This window comes from Stenotrophomonas testudinis, from assembly GCF_024499815.1.
Lineage (GTDB): Bacteria > Pseudomonadota > Gammaproteobacteria > Xanthomonadales > Xanthomonadaceae > Stenotrophomonas.
In genome coordinates, this window is sequence record NZ_JAMOKY010000008.1 from 37,381 (window position 1) to 50,795 (window position 13,415).

10 protein-coding genes are annotated in these 13,415 nt (G+C 68.1%); 4 read left to right on the forward strand and 6 right to left on the reverse strand.

Going from position 1 to position 13,415, the window contains the following annotated elements:
* Positions 1-167 precede the first annotated feature (167 nt).
* From NQ204_RS07130 to NQ204_RS07140, 3 genes are all read right to left on the reverse strand, one after another.
* Positions 168-404, reverse strand: coding sequence for an HP1242/YdcH family protein (locus tag NQ204_RS07130; protein WP_079220527.1), 237 nt, complete (start codon positions 402-404; stop codon positions 168-170).
* Between the two features lie 324 nt (positions 405-728).
* Positions 729-1,613, reverse strand: coding sequence for an OmpA family protein (locus tag NQ204_RS07135; RefSeq protein ID WP_256643461.1), 885 nt, complete (start codon positions 1,611-1,613; stop codon positions 729-731).
* Positions 1,610-1,975 (reverse strand): DUF4398 domain-containing protein, encoded by a 366-nt coding sequence (locus NQ204_RS07140; RefSeq protein ID WP_079220525.1) that lies wholly within the window; start codon positions 1,973-1,975, stop codon positions 1,610-1,612. The genes NQ204_RS07135 and NQ204_RS07140 overlap by 4 nt, the downstream gene beginning before the upstream one ends.
* Before the next feature lie 121 nt (positions 1,976-2,096).
* On the opposite strand from NQ204_RS07140, the gene NQ204_RS07145 reads away from it, so the two are divergent.
* From NQ204_RS07145 to NQ204_RS07155, 3 genes are all read left to right on the forward strand, one after another.
* Entirely contained in the window at positions 2,097-3,227 is a 1,131-nt protein-coding gene (locus NQ204_RS07145; RefSeq protein WP_116863436.1) for a PilT/PilU family type 4a pilus ATPase, read from the forward strand.
* Positions 3,228-3,339: 112 nt separating this feature from the next.
* Entirely contained in the window at positions 3,340-4,623 is a 1,284-nt protein-coding gene (locus NQ204_RS07150; protein ID WP_256643462.1) for a putative DNA modification/repair radical SAM protein, read from the forward strand.
* On the forward strand, positions 4,604-6,103 hold the full coding sequence (locus NQ204_RS07155; RefSeq protein WP_256643463.1) for a UdgX family uracil-DNA binding protein: 1,500 nt from the start codon (positions 4,604-4,606) through the stop codon (positions 6,101-6,103). Before NQ204_RS07150 ends, NQ204_RS07155 begins: the two co-directional genes overlap by 20 nt.
* Before the next feature lie 33 nt (positions 6,104-6,136).
* Here the strand turns inward: NQ204_RS07155 and maiA are convergent, their stop codons facing one another.
* Together maiA and NQ204_RS07165 are read right to left on the reverse strand one after the other, a co-directional pair.
* Positions 6,137-6,805, reverse strand: coding sequence for a maleylacetoacetate isomerase (maiA, locus tag NQ204_RS07160; RefSeq protein ID WP_256643464.1), 669 nt, complete (start codon positions 6,803-6,805; stop codon positions 6,137-6,139).
* A 14-nt stretch (positions 6,806-6,819) separates the two neighbouring features.
* On the reverse strand, positions 6,820-7,809 hold the full coding sequence (locus NQ204_RS07165) for a fumarylacetoacetate hydrolase family protein (RefSeq protein ID WP_116863439.1): 990 nt from the start codon (positions 7,807-7,809) through the stop codon (positions 6,820-6,822).
* A gap of 907 nt (positions 7,810-8,716) precedes the next feature.
* Here NQ204_RS07165 and NQ204_RS07170 point away from each other — a divergent pair.
* On the forward strand, positions 8,717-10,141 hold the full coding sequence (locus NQ204_RS07170) for a DEAD/DEAH box helicase (RefSeq protein ID WP_256643465.1): 1,425 nt from the start codon (positions 8,717-8,719) through the stop codon (positions 10,139-10,141).
* A 620-nt stretch (positions 10,142-10,761) separates the two neighbouring features.
* Here NQ204_RS07170 and NQ204_RS07175 read toward each other — a convergent pair.
* On the reverse strand, positions 10,762-13,356 hold the full coding sequence (locus NQ204_RS07175) for a M14 family zinc carboxypeptidase (RefSeq protein WP_256643466.1): 2,595 nt from the start codon (positions 13,354-13,356) through the stop codon (positions 10,762-10,764).
* Positions 13,357-13,415 lie beyond the last annotated feature (59 nt).

The following is a 13,415-nucleotide window of genomic DNA, read 5'->3' on the forward strand; positions in this document are numbered from 1 at the left end:
AGGAGACCAGTACCGCCCGCATCGGTGGACTGAGGGTATGCACGGGTGCAGGCCGTTGCCTGCGAGCCAAGGCACCACCGCCTGTGGTGCCTTGGCGCGGCCGCCGTTGCCGGCAACCGCGGGGCCATCGTTGGCCGGGTCACGCCGTTCCCGGCGCGACCGGAGCGTCAGTGCGTGGGGGACGTCGTTGCGAGCGGTGTTTCGTACATACGCAGAAGGCGTTGCTTGGCCAGCAGCTTCTCGCGCTTCATGCGACCCAGGGTGACATCATCGATCGGGAGCACACCCAACTCCGCGTCCATGCACTTCTTGTTCAGCTTGCGGTGCTGGTCATGGAGTGCCCGGAACTCCGGATCACGCGCGCGACGGGCGTCGATCTCGCTCTGGGGTTGATCTTCAAACATGATGGACCTCCTTCGACAGATACACGAACGCCCCGGCCGCAAGGCACGGGGCGTTGTTCATGGAGGAGCGCCGGTCGATTGCCACATGGGTGCCCACAACGACCTGCGGCACTGGCCTGCGCACGTCGGTCTGCTGCGGTTCGCGCCCTGCTTTCATCGGCCCGGCCCTCCCATCAACCGGTCCGCGGCATTGCGTCCCGGACGATTGACCCTACGCCTGCTCCGGGCCGGGTACAAGACCCCCGCGACAAAAAGACCGAACCCCGCCGGGGCGGGGTTCAGGCTGAATGCTCAATGCAACGAAAAACAAACGAATTCAAGCAATTACGGGGCGACGATGACCTCGGCCGAGCGCGCCTTGGTAGATGCTGCCTTCTTGCCGCTGACCTGGATCCGGCTGCTGGCGACACCGGCTGAGACCAGCGCATCACGCAGGGCTTCGGCACGCTTCTGGCCGACGCCATTGGCGCTGTCGTAGGCCTCGATGCGGACCCGGCCCTTCTTGCCGATGTTCAGGTACTCGGCCAGGGCCTTGGCCTGGTTCTTCGCACCGCCGGACAGGCTGGCCGCACCGGCACCGAAGGCGTCGCCGCCGAGGGTGAACACCTCGCCGCGAGCATCGAACTTCGAGCCCGGCAGCTTCTGCCCGGACACCAGCTCGGCTTCCTCGCGCGCCAGCTTGGCGGCGTTCTGCTGGGCCGAGCTGAGGCGCTGCTGCTGCTTGCCAGCCACGCTGGTCAGGGCGTTCTCGGCGTCCTGGCGGGCCAGGGTCTCGGCTTCGGCGGCCTGGCGCAGGCGTTCGGCCTCCTCGGCCTGCATCTGCGCCTGCATGCGCAGCTGTTCGGCTTCCTGGCGCGCGCGGGCGGCGTCGCGGCGGCTGGCTTCGATCAGCAGGTCGCTGCGGGTGCGGTCCAGGCGGTCGACCTCGCGGGCGGCCAGGGCGGCGCGCACGCTGGTCTCGGCAATCTCGACCCGGCGCTCGGCCAGGTAGGTGGCCAGTTCCTGGTCGCGGCGCTTGGCCTTGTCCAGGGTGGCGATGGCCTGCTGGGCCTGCATGCGCTCGAAGGCGGCCAGCTCAGCAGTGTCGGGATTGGCCTGGATGTTCATCAGGCGCTGGCTCAGCTGGCCGACCATCGGGTTGTCGGCGGCGACAGCCTGGGCCGGCAGGGCCAGCGCGGAGGCCAGGGCCAGGGCGGAGATCGACTTCATCGGCGGTCCTCCCCGGTCGACAGCTGGCGCTGCAGCTGGTTGACCTCGTTGCGGCGCAGCTGCAGCTGGGCCGTGGCGGTGGCTTCCTCGCTGCGGGCACGGGCCAGGTCAGCGTCGGCAGCGGCGCGCAGGGCCAGTGCCGGGGCATTCTTGCGCTCACGGCGGTCGCCGGCGGCGCGCTGGGCCTGCTCCAGGCCCTGGCGGGCCAGGCCGATCAGGTCCGGGGCGTACTGGTCGGCGTCGGCCTGGGTGGCCTTGTCCACCGCCTGCCGGGCCTGGGCCAGTTCCTGTGCGCCATCCTGCGCCCAGACGGGAGCAGAGAGTGCGAATGCAAACGCCATCACATACAGGCTGTGGCGCATTCGTGCGAAGCTAAGTCGTTTCATTGGGGAGGCCGTACCGGTTGTCGGTTCACGGCCATTGTCGTCAAGCCGACACCGTGCTTGCAACGGGCGCCGGCAGTTTCGTTGGGGAAAATTCGCAATGGATATCGGCTACTTCCTGAAGCTGATGACCGAAAAGAACGCTTCGGACATGTTCTTGACCACCGGTGCGCCGGTCTACATCAAGATCGAGGGCAAACTGTACCCGCTCGGCAACACCGGGCTGCCGCCGGGCATGGTCAAGAAAATCGCCTATTCGCTGATGGACGAGGGCCAGGTGCCCCAGTTCGAGCGCGAGCTGGAACTCAACATGGCCATCGCCCTGGCCGACGCCGGGCGCTTCCGTGTCAATGTGTTCAAGCAGCGGGGCGAGGTCGGCATGGTCATCCGCGCCATCCGCAGCCGGATTCCGAGCATCGAAGAGCTCAACCTGCCGCAGGTGCTGAAGGACGTCATCATGACCCCGCGTGGGCTGGTGCTGGTGGTGGGGTCCACCGGCTCGGGCAAGTCCACCTCGCTGGCGTCGATGATCGACCACCGCAACAGTACGACCACCGGGCACATCCTCACCATCGAGGACCCGATCGAGTACCTGCACAAGCACAAGATGTCGATCGTCAACCAGCGTGAGGTCGGCCTGGACACCCATGCCTTCCACAACGCGTTGAAGAACGCGATGCGTGAAGCACCGGACGTGATCCTGATCGGCGAGATCCTGGATGCCGAGACGATGGAGGCGGCCATTGCCTTCGCCGAGACCGGCCACCTGTGCCTGGCCACCCTGCACTCCAACAACGCCGACCAGACCATCGAACGCATCCTCAACTTCTTTCCGGAAAGCGCGCACAAGAACGTGCTGATGAACCTGGCGCTGAACCTGCGTGCGGTGATCAGCCAGCGCCTGGTGAAGAACAAGGAGGGCCGCCGCCTGCCGGCCACCGAAGTGCTGATCAACACGCCGATGATCCGCGACCTGCTGCGCCGCGGCCAGGTGCACGAGATCAAGGCGGCGATGGAGTCGTCGCTGGAAGAAGGCATGGAAAGCTTCGACCAGTGCCTGTTCCGCCTGGCCAAGGCCGGGGTGATCGAGCAGGAGGAAGCGCTGCGCGCGGCCGACTCGCGCGACGGCCTGGCCCTGAAGTTCCGCCTGTCCGAAGGTGGCAGCGGCGAGCACGATCCGTACGCGGATTTCTCCTCGCCCACCCAGGCCAGCATCACCCACGGCTTCTGAGCTGCAAAAAAAGGGACGGAGCTACCGGTAGCGCCGGGCCATGCCCGGCGGAATCCTGAAGAATTCAGGGGCCGTCTCATCCAATGAGACCGTCTGTACGTAGGTTTCCTCAATGGAAACGATCCGTAAGCTGGCCATCCTCGCCGACGCCGCGAAGTACGACGCCTCCTGCGCCTCCAGCGGCGCGGGCAAGCGCGACTCGCGCGCCAGCGGCGGCATCGGCAGTACCGAAGGCATGGGCATCTGCCACAGCTACACGCCGGATGGCCGCTGCGTGTCCCTGCTGAAGATCCTGCTGACCAACTTCTGCGTCTACGACTGCGCCTACTGCGTGAACCGCGTCTCCAGCAACGTGCCGCGCGCGCGTTTCAGCGTGGACGAAGTGGTTGCGTTGACCCTGGATTTCTACAAGCGCAACTACATCGAGGGCCTGTTCCTTTCCAGCGGCATCATCCGCAATGCCGACTACACCATGGAACAGATGGTGGAAGTGGCGCGGCAGCTGCGCGAGGAACACCGCTATGCCGGCTACATCCACCTCAAGACCATTCCCGAGGCGTCGCCCGAGCTGCTGGCCAGCGCCGGTCGCTACGCCGACCGCCTGTCGATCAACGTCGAACTGCCGACCGAGGCCGGGCTGAGTGCGCTGGCGCCGGAAAAGACCGTGCACTCGATCCGCGGCGCGATGGGCGAACTGCGCTGGCGCATCGAGGAAGCCAAGGAAGCACGCAAGGCGCCGGCCGTGGTCGCGCCAACGGCCACCCGTAGCGCGCGCCCTCGCCCGCCGCGCTTCGCCCCGGCCGGGCAGAGCACGCAGATGATCGTCGGCGCCGACGGGGCCAATGACCAGCAGATCCTGGCCAGTGCCGACGCGCTGTACGGCAACTACCGCATGCGCCGGGTGTATTACTCGGCCTTCAGCCCCATTCCCGATGCCAGCCGTCAGCTGCCGCTGCAGCCGCCCCCGCTGCAGCGCGAGCATCGCCTGTACCAGGCCGACTGGCTGCTGCGCTTCTACGGTTACGGCGTTGAGGAAATCACCGATACCACCCAGGACGGCATGCTGGACCTGGACATCGACCCGAAGATGGCCTGGGCGATCCGCCACCCCGAGCGCTTCCCGGTGGATCTGAACCGCGCGCCGAAGGAGCTGCTGCTGCGCGTGCCCGGGCTCGGCGTGCGCAATGTGAAGCGGGTGCTGATGGCGCGCCGGCACGGCCGCCTGCGGGTAGCCGACGTGGCCCGGTTGAAGGCGCCGATGAGCAAGCTGCTGCCGTTCGTGCTGCTGGCCGACCACCACCCGCGCAAGGCGCTGGATGATCCGGCGGCGTTGCGCGCGCAGCTGGCCCCGCCGCCACGACAGGGCTCGCTGTTTGATGCACCGCCCGCCGCCTGACGCGCAGCGCTGGTCGCTGCGGGTGGACCCGCCGTGGTCGCTGGAGGCCTGGCGCGATGCCGCCCGCGAGGCGCTGCTGCGTGGCGTGGTACCGGCGCAGCTGGACTGGCTGGAAGGCAGCGAGGCCTCGCTGCTGGATGCGCCATCGGTGCAGAGTACTCCCCTGCCCGCCGACGCCAGCGCGCCCAGCGTGCCGCGCGATTTCATGGAGCTGGCCGCGACCTGCCTGTGCCATCGCGAGCCGCAGCGCCTGGCCCTGCTGTACCGGCTGCTGTGGCGCATCGTCCACGGCGAGCGCAGCGTGCTGTCCAACCCGGCCGATGCGGACGTGCTGCGGGCGATGGCACTGGCCCAGGCGGTGCGCCGCGACACCCACAAGATGAAAGCCTTCGTGCGCTTCCGCGAAGTGCCCGGGCAGACCGATGCCTTCATCGCATGGTTCGAGCCGGACCATCACATCGTCGAGCGCGTCGCGCCATTCTTCGCGCGCCGCTTCGCCGGCATGCGCTGGGCCATCCTCACCCCCGGCCGCAGCGCGTACTGGGATGGCGAGGCGCTGGCCTTCGGGCCCGGCGCCCATCGCGAAGATGCCCCGGCCGAGGATGCGCGCGAATCGCTGTGGCAGACCTACTACGCCAGCATCTTCAATCCCGCCCGCTTGAACACCCGGATGATGCTGCAGGAGATGCCGGCGCGGTACTGGCGCCACCTGCCCGAAGCGCAGCTGCTGCCGGGGCTGGTGCGCGATGCGGCCGACCGTGTGCAGGAAATGCACGACCGTCCCGCGCAGGCCCCGCAGCGGAAGATTCCGCAGCGGCCGGCGGTGCTGCCATCACCGGGATCAAGCGCGGACAGCCTCGATGCGCTGCGTGCCCAAGCCGCCGGCTGCAGGCAGTGCCCGCTGTGGGAACCGGCCACCCAGGTGGTGTTCGGGCAAGGGCCGGCCGATGCACGGGTAATGGTGATCGGCGAACAACCTGGCGATACCGAGGATCTCTGCGGCCGCCCATTCGCAGGTCCAGCAGGCCAGCTGCTGGACCGGGCCCTGGCCGAACTCGGCATCGACCGCGCCACGCTGTACCTGACCAATGCGGTGAAGCACTTCCACCACGAGCGGCGCGGCAAGGTGCGCCTGCACAAGCGCCCCGAAAGCCGCCATGTGCGGGCCTGCCAGCCGTGGCTGCTGGGCGAGATCGCGCGGGTGCGGCCACAGGTGATCGTCTGCCTGGGAGCGACCGCCGCTTCCTCGGTGTTCGGCGCGGGCTTCCAGCTCTCACGCGACCGCGGTCGCTGGCACACGCTGGAAGACGGCACCCGTGGCTATGCCACCGTGCACCCGGCGTGGGTGCTGCGGCAAGGCGACGACGCCCGGCGTGAGGAGGCCTACCGGCTGTTCCGCGATGACCTGGCCTGTTTGCGGGCGGACGACGCGGAATCCGCCGGGCGTGGCCCGGCGCTGCCACCGACGCCCGACCGGTAGCGCCGCGCCATGCCCGGCGAGCGAAGCGGCGTGTCAGGCGGCGTCGGGCTGGTTTTCCGGGCGCGCGCGGTCGAAGGCGTCCAGCGCCTGGCAGGCCGCTTCGATGCGGCGCAGGGTCGGGTATGGCGCCAGGTCCAGGCCGAAGCGGTGCGCGTTGTACAGCTGCGGCAGCAGGCAGATGTCGGCCAGGCCGGGGCGGTCGCCGTGGCAGAACACGCCGGTATCCGCACTGCCCGCGAGCATCGCTTCCATCGCCGCGAAGCCGTCGGCCATCCAGTGCAGGGTCCACTGCGTGCGCGCGTCGGCCGGTGCTTGCAGGCTGCGTTCGAGGTACTGCATCACCCGCAGGTTGTTGATCGGATGGATGTCGCAGGCCACCAGCTGGGCCAGTGCCCGCACCCGCGCGCGGCCGACCGCATCGGCCGGCAGCAGCGGCACCTGCGGGAAGCGCTCGTCGAGGTACTCGAGGATCGCCAGCGACTGGGTGAACGTGTGTCCCTCATGCAGCAGCGCCGGCACCAGCTGCTGCGGGTTGAGCGCGGCATAGGCGTCGGCATGCTGCTCGCCACCGTCACGCACCAGGTGCACCGGCCGGCCCTCCCAGGCCAGGCCCTTCAGGAACAGACCGATGCGCACGCGGTAGGCGGCGCTGGATCGCCAGTAGGTGTACAGCACGAGGCCGTCGTCAACCAGGATGTCCATCGCCGCCTCCATGCTCAGGGCCTGGCCGCCTGCTCGATGCGCTGTTCGATCGCACCGAAGATGCTGTTGCCGGCGGCGTCGAGCATCTCGATGCGCACCACGTCACCGAAGGACATGAACGGCGTGCTCGGCTTGCCGTCGCGCAGGGTTTCCACCACGCGCTGCTCGGCGAAGCAGGAGGCGCCCTTGCTGGTGTCCTCGTTGGCGATGGTGCCCGAGCCGACGATGGTGCCGGCGCCCAGCGGACGGGTCTTGGCCGCATGCGCGACCAGCTGGGCGAAGTTGAACTGCATGTCCACGCCGGCTTCCGGCGCACCGAACCACTGGCCATTGATGTGAGTCAGCAGCGGCAGGTGCACCTTGCTGTCCTCCCAGGCGGTGCCCAGCTCATCGGGGGTGACGAACACCGGCGACAAGGCCGAGCGCGGCTTGGACTGCAGGAAACCGAAGCCCTTGGCCAGTTCGCCGGGGATCAGGTTGCGCAGCGAGACGTCGTTGACCAGGCCGACCAGCTGGATGTGGCCAGCGGCCTGTTCCGGGGTGGCGGCCATCGGCACGTCGTCGGTGATGACCACGATCTCGGCTTCCAGGTCGATGCCGTACTCCTCGCTGACCACCTTGACCGCATCGCGCGGGCCATGGAAGCCGGCGCTGGTGGCCTGGTACATCAGCGGATCGGTGTAGAAGCTTTCCGGCACCTCGGCGCCACGGGCGCGGCGCACCCGCTCGACGTGCGGCAGGTAGGCGCTGCCATCAACGAATTCGTAGGCGCGCGGCATCGGCGCGGCCAGCGCCTGCGGGTCGAGGTCGAAGACGCCATCGGCGTCGCCGGCGTTCAGCGATTCGTACAGGGCGTTCAGGCGCGGGGCGATGTGGCTCCAGTCCTCCAGGGCCTGCTGCAGGGTGGCGGCAATGCCGGTGGCGCGCACGCCGTGGCGCAGGTCACGCGAGACGACGATCAGGGTGCCGTCGCGGCCGCCTTCCTTCAAAGAACCAAGCTTCATGGGTGGGTGTCCGGAGTCGTGGGCAAACAAGTTTCAAGTGTAATCAAATGCGCGGTGTAGCCAAGCTGCAGCGCGGCATCGACCCACCCTACCCTAGTGGGGGTTCGGCAGGGCTTGCAGCCCTGCACCTGCTTCAAGCCACGTCTACGTCAAAAGCCATAGCGGCTCTGGTTTTTTGCTGGTTGGGCGGGGCGGTGTGGGCTTGCAGGACACGCCGTAAACCCCCCTCCGGGGTCCGGCCCAGCCGCTGGCGGCTGTGCGTTCGGGCGTTTGCGAAGCAGTGCTTCGCAAGCAAAGCGCCCTCACCCATGGGGGCTCGTAGGCGCCATCCATGGCGCCTGCGGTCCTGCAAGCCCACCGCCCCACCCCCGACAGTTTCCCGCGGCTGTTGGTGGGTGCCGACCGTCAGCAGCAGGACGTTCCGACAGATCGCAGGAACCTGTCGAAGGCGAGGTGGGTCCGGTTGAGGGGATGTGAGCGGCATGGATGCCGCGACCAAGCCCCCATGGATGGGTTTACGGCGTCCCCTCAACCGGACCCACCCCGCCAACCCTCAGATACCCAGCTTTTGACGTTGACGTTGATTGCAGCGGGTGCAGGGCTGCAAGCCCTGCAGATACCCCCCTACCTGAACAGGGGTTTTTGCGTGGAGTCTTGAAGATCGTTTACACTTGCGGGGTCTGCAGCGGCCGTCCGTTTCCCTCCGGGATCGCCGGCGACCTGGGTCCGCCCACTTCGCCCGCCCCCACTCCGACGCCGTTCGTCACGCATTCCAGCCTGCGCTCCGTGCCGGCTGCACCCAATTCTCGCAGCGCGGTTCACGGGAACGCTCCGAGTCAGCCGATCAGTTTGATCTGCCCCCGTCTGTCCGTTCGGACAGGCGTTTCTTGTACTTGGAGCAATCTCAATGTCTTTTGAATCCCTGGGCCTTGCGCCTTTCCTGCTGCGCGCGCTCGCCGAGCAGGGCTACGAAAACCCGACCCCGATCCAGCAGCAGGCGATCCCGCTGGCGCTTGCCGGTCGCGATCTGCTGGCCGGTGCACAGACCGGTACCGGCAAGACCGCCGCCTTCGGCCTGCCGCTGCTGCAGCACCTGGGCACGGCCTCGCAGGAAGTGCGCAGTGGCCCGCGCAAGCCGCGTGCGCTGATCCTGGCCCCGACCCGCGAACTGGCCACCCAGGTGCATGACAGCCTGCGCGGCTACAGCAAGTACCTGCGCATTCCCAGCGCCTGCATCTACGGCGGCGTCGGCATGGGCAACCAGCTGGACATCCTGCGCCGCGGCGTCGACCTGCTGGTCGCCTGCCCGGGCCGCCTGATCGACCACCTGGAGCGTCGCAGCGTCGACCTGTCCGGCATCGAAGTGCTGATCCTGGACGAAGCCGACCGCATGCTCGACATGGGCTTCCTGCCGTCGATCAAGCGCATCCTCGCCAAGCTGCCGAAGCAGAACCGCCAGACCCTGCTGTTCTCGGCTACCTTCGAGGACAACATCCGCCAGCTGGCGCTGGAGTTCATGCGCAACCCGGAACAGATCCAGGTGACGCCGAAGAACACCGTGGCCGAGACCATCACCCACCGCGTGCACCCGGTCGATGGCAGCCGCAAGCGCGACCTGCTGCTGCACCTGCTGGCGCAGGACAGCCGCGAGCAGACCCTGGTCTTCGCCCGCACCAAGCACGGCAGCGACAAGCTGGCCTCGTTCCTGGAAAAGTCCGGCATCAAGACCGCGGCGATCCACGGCAACAAGAGCCAGGGCCAGCGCCTGCGTGCACTGGGTGACTTCAAGGCTGGTCGCGTGACCGTGCTGGTGGCCACCGACATCGCCGCACGCGGCATCGACATCAACGAGCTGCCGAAGGTGATCAACTTCGACCTGCCGATGGTGGCCGAGGATTACGTGCACCGCATCGGCCGTACCGGCCGCAACGGTGCGACCGGCCAGGCGATTTCGCTGGTGGCGCAGGACGAAGTGAAGCTGCTGCGCGCGATCACCCGCCTGCTGGGCCGCGACATGGACATCCGCGACGTGCCGGGCTTCGAGCTGCAGACGCCGATCCGCTGGGGCAACAGCGCACCGGGCAAGGCCGAGCACGATACCGGCGAACGCGCACCGCGCAAGAGCCACGCGCGTCGTCCGCACGGTGATGCGACGCGCCATGCGCATGCGGGCCCGAAGAAGGCCGGCGGCGGCCGTCGCGAGGGCGGTGGCAATGGCCAGCAGCGTGCCGGTGCGGGCGCGGGTCAGGGCCAGCGTCGTGGCGGTGGCGGCAATGGTGGTGGCGGCCGTGGCCGCGGCCAGGGCGGCAACGTCGGCGGTCGCGCTGGCTGATCGCAGCTGACGGTTGTTGCGCTTCCCGCTGCGCGGGGGGCTATCGAGGGACGGCGCTGAGGCGCCGTCCTTTTTTTGTGCTGGCTACCTGGGTGGTTTGAGAGCCTGCGGTAGGTTTTGCGTGGGCGTTGGGGAGCGGGGGCGGCGCAAAACACGCTGTAAATACATCCATGTAAGCTCGTAGGCGCCATCCATGGCGCCTGCGGTTTTGCGCCGCCCCCGCTCCCCAGCGCTTCAGACATTTCCAGCGCCTTCCTTTTCCCGCGGGGTAGCCGGAGGAAGAACGATCAAATTCAAGTTCAAGAGCAGAAGCCGAAGCCGCTGCTTCCGCTGTTGCTGTTGCTTTTGTTTTTGCCCTTGCCCCCGCCTTGGGTTTGATGCGTCCGCGCCCGCAGCAAACCGTCGAGGGGCGGCCGGGCGGGCTGCGCAGGACCGTTGGCGCCATGGGCTCGAGGCATGCCTCGGGCGGGTTGGGCAGGACGCCCAACCCCGGTCTTGCCGTGGGCGCAGGAAAGCGCGCACGAGCAAGGCGCCATCGAGCCCCCAAGGACGGGTTTACGGCGTGTCCTGCGCAGCCCGCCCGGCCGCCCCCACACGCATCAGTCAGGGCGCCAAACGCCTCAACCCCGCGCTTTCGCCGGATTCACCAGATTCCCGAAGAAAATCGCATTGATCAGCAGGCGATCAGTACCGTGCCAGTACTTGCGATGCGCCGGATCATCGGCAAACAACACCACGTTGCCCTGACCCTGCGCCGACACCAGCAGCCACGCACTCCCCGCCACCCGCGCACGGTTGCGCTCGGACAGGTAACCATTCACCCGCGGCGGCGCGTCGATGCGCACCACCGTCGAGAACGGGTTCGCACTCGGCTGCAGCGTCACCGTGTTTTCCTTGTTGATTGCGAGCTGCCGGCGCGGCACGCCGAACGCCAGCGGATGGGTGGTATCGACGTCGGCGCTGAGGATGTTGCCGCTCACCCGCTCAATCGCGGCGATGTCACGCTGGTCGCCGAACGCGCGGCGGTCGGCGTCCCCCGCTTCCTCGTCCTTGCCCAGCGATTCGCCCTCAGCCAGCTTCTGTTCCACCGCCCACTTCGACGCGCTGCCGTAGGTCACCAGCGAGCCGCCGGCCTGCACCCAGCGCTTCAGCGCGGCCACGGCAGTGACGTCGATGCCGGTGTAGGTGCCACCGGACAGCACGATGGTGGTGTAGCGGTCCAGCGCGACCTTGCCCAGCTGCTGCGGATCCAGCTTGCTGGCCGGCAGGTGCAGCTGCTGGTCGAGCAGGAACCAGGCCGAACCGATCTCGGTGGCGGCCACACCCTCGCCCATCACCAGCGCCACAGCCGGCTTACGCAGTGCCTTGACGCCGTCGCTGCCGAGATCGATGCCATCACTGCTGCGGCCGCTGGACAGGGCATGCACCTGCACGCCGGCGTCGCGTGCGGCGGCGGTCACGGCCTCGAGCAGGGCCGCGCCCTGCAGCGGCTGGCCGGCCACCGGGATGACCAGGCTGCCCGCGGCGAAGTCGATCTGGCCCTGCGCGGTGGCGCTGCTGAACGGCTTGAACGCGGCGCGTGCGCTCAGTCCCTTGGCCTGCAGCGCGGCCAGCGCGCGGCTGGCGTTGTAGTCGCGCCAATCGATGGCGTAGGCGAAGCCGGCTTGGCCGCCGGAGACCGCACCCTGCACCGGCGGCAGTTCCGCCACGCGGGCGCCGCCGTCGATACGGCTGCGGCTGCCGGCGAAGGCCACGCCGTAGGCCGGTGCAATCGCATAGCTGGTGCTGCCGTAGAACACGTCGCCCTTGATCGACGGCGTCTCGGCGAAGATCGAATGGACCAGGCGGAACTGCGCCTGCTGCACCGGCACGACGTACGCGCTGCCGGCCTCGAAGCGCTGCCCGTCGACCGTCACCGTGCGATCCAGCGCATGCACGTCAATGCGGTGCAGCAGCAACAGCTCCAGCAGCCGCCGGGTCAGTGCCGGGTCGTGCGCATCACCGAACACGAAGCTCTTCACCGGCTGCTGCGCGGCCTGCTTCAGCGCGCTCTGGAAGAAGGTCTTCTGCAGATCGAACAGGCCGCTGCGCTCGGTCACCGCACCGCGCACCGTGCCCAGGCCGGTGGCGACCTGGTTGCGGATGGTGAAGGGGAAGGTCAGCAGGCCGTTCACCGATTCCTGCACGCGCCCACGCGAGCTGGCCTGTTCAACGGTGACACCGACCGCGCCGTGGAAATCCGGATAGGTCGAGCCATACACCGGCGAGAAGTTGTCGTAGTTCTCGCCGGTGTAGTACAGCGAGCCCAGCGCATCCAGCGACTGCGCGTGGTACTTGGCCAGGGTCTTGTTGAACTCGTAGGACGCCGCCGGAATCAGCGGGCTGTGCATGCTCTTCGGCGAGGGCTCAAAGTAGTACGTGCTGTCCTTGCCCATCTCGTGGAAGTCGATCTGCACGTTCGGGTACCACTGGTGGAACACGGCCAGCTTGGGCCGCGAGTCCTGCTGGGTCAGGGCCAGCCAGTCGCGGTTGAGATCGGTGAAGTAGTGGTTGGTGCGGCCCTGCGGAAACGGTTCGACATGTTCCTTGTCGGCCGGGTCGGACGAGGCCGGGTCCGAGGCCCAGGCGTTGTGCCAGTTCGCGGCGCGGTCGCGGCCGTCGGGGTTCTGCGCCGGGTCGAACAGCACCACCGACTGCTGCAGCCACTGCTGGGTTTCGGCGCTGCGGTTGGCCACCAGGTAATAGGCGGTCAGCATCGCCGCTTCGCCGCTGGAGGTTTCGTTGCCATGCACGCTGTAGCCCAGCCAGACCACGACGGGGCTGTCACCGGCCGCGCTGCGCGGCTGCGCCGGGTCGACCAGGGTGGCGTGCTGCTGGCGGATCTGTTCGATGCGCGCCTGGTTGTCGGCGGCGGTGACGGTGGCGATCAGCAGCGGCCGGCCTTCGTAGCTGCGGCCGATCTCCTGCACGCGGATCTTGTCCGAGTGCTTCGCCAGTTCCTGGAAATAGGCCACCAGCTGGTCATGGCGGGTGTAGCGGCTGCCGATCGGGTAGCCAAGGAACTGCTCGGGGCTGGGAATGGCGGCATCGAACGCGGCAGCGTCGGTGGCCTGCGGGAAGAAGTACGCACTCTGGGCCTGCGCCGGCAGTGGCGAGGACAGGACGGTGGCGGCGGCAAGCAGCAGCCGAAGAACGGCACGGCGGTGGAAGGACACGGTGACTCCCCAGGAAACAGGACAGCGGCAACGCGGCCGGCCACGGGTTGTGGCCGGCC

Coding starts and splice junctions, on each gene's coding strand:
- NQ204_RS07165 (WP_116863439.1), bottom strand. CDS start 7,809: ATGAAGCTTGGTTCTTTGAAGGAAGGCGGCCGCGACGGCACCCTGATC.
- NQ204_RS07150 (WP_256643462.1), top strand. CDS start 3,340: ATGGAAACGATCCGTAAGCTGGCCATCCTCGCCGACGCCGCGAAGTAC.
- NQ204_RS07135 (WP_256643461.1), bottom strand. CDS start 1,613: ATGAAGTCGATCTCCGCCCTGGCCCTGGCCTCCGCGCTGGCCCTGCCG.
- NQ204_RS07155 (WP_256643463.1), top strand. CDS start 4,604: ATGCACCGCCCGCCGCCTGACGCGCAGCGCTGGTCGCTGCGGGTGGAC.
- NQ204_RS07145 (WP_116863436.1), top strand. CDS start 2,097: ATGGATATCGGCTACTTCCTGAAGCTGATGACCGAAAAGAACGCTTCG.
- NQ204_RS07170 (WP_256643465.1), top strand. CDS start 8,717: ATGTCTTTTGAATCCCTGGGCCTTGCGCCTTTCCTGCTGCGCGCGCTC.
- NQ204_RS07130 (WP_079220527.1), bottom strand. CDS start 404: ATGTTTGAAGATCAACCCCAGAGCGAGATCGACGCCCGTCGCGCGCGT.
- NQ204_RS07140 (WP_079220525.1), bottom strand. CDS start 1,975: ATGCGCCACAGCCTGTATGTGATGGCGTTTGCATTCGCACTCTCTGCT.
- maiA (WP_256643464.1), bottom strand. CDS start 6,805: ATGGACATCCTGGTTGACGACGGCCTCGTGCTGTACACCTACTGGCGA.